We start from the raw sequence: 667 nt of genomic DNA, 5'->3' as shown, positions 1-667 counted from the left end.
GGCCACGTACTACCCGATGTCCAAAGCTGGGAACCAGCCGATGAAGGCAGCTTTCGCGCGCTGATCGTCCAAAGGCTGGCTGTCCGTAAACCGGCCCCAGAACTGTCGTCCGCAACGCGCCTGAAGTCGGCCATCGAACTTATAATGGCCGCCGTCCAGAAGCGGACATCCAAGCGGCTAGCCGCAATGGCACCTTCGCGCCCAACAGCGGCCACCCTCCCCTTGCTGGTACACCCCCTTCTACTGGTTACAAGCATCGGAGCGGGCGTGGACAGGCTGCTACGCGCGTTACCCGGGCTGCGGCTTCGAACTCGGTGCGGGGCTTATTTGGCGAAGCGGCTTCGGAATTCGGTCGTGGTGCTGCTGTGGGGGAAGGGTTCGGTCCGGATCGGCACGCTGAGAAAGGCGCGCAGGTTCGGCCATTGGATAGAGCAGCAGGCGCGACCGCCGAAAATTTTCGTCTCTATGACGGCCCGGCCAAAACTTTGCGGGTCGGTGTCGCCCATGGCGTTGAAGATCGTGGCGCGTGCGCTCCTATACCAGTCCTCGGGGTTGCGAACGGTGAGGATGAGCTTGGCGTCGGGGAAATACTCGGCGAGTTCGCGCCAGAAATAGGCCGTCGGCCAGTCGACTGCCGACTTGTAGCCGACATAGACGACGTCCCAAT

The 667-nt window shown here is 62.2% G+C and carries 1 protein-coding gene; it reads right to left on the bottom strand.

The window, feature by feature from the left end:
• Positions 1-323: 323 nt before the first annotated feature.
• The coding region (locus EN914_RS37440; protein ID WP_281034710.1) for a sulfotransferase at positions 324-667 on the bottom strand (344 nt) is incomplete at its 5' end.

The organism is Mesorhizobium sp. M7A.F.Ca.CA.001.08.2.1, from assembly GCF_003998455.1.
Lineage (GTDB): Bacteria > Pseudomonadota > Alphaproteobacteria > Rhizobiales > Rhizobiaceae > Mesorhizobium > Mesorhizobium ciceri.
The sequence above is the reverse complement of the archived record's forward strand: the minus strand, read 5'-3'. Positions and strand labels throughout refer to the sequence as shown.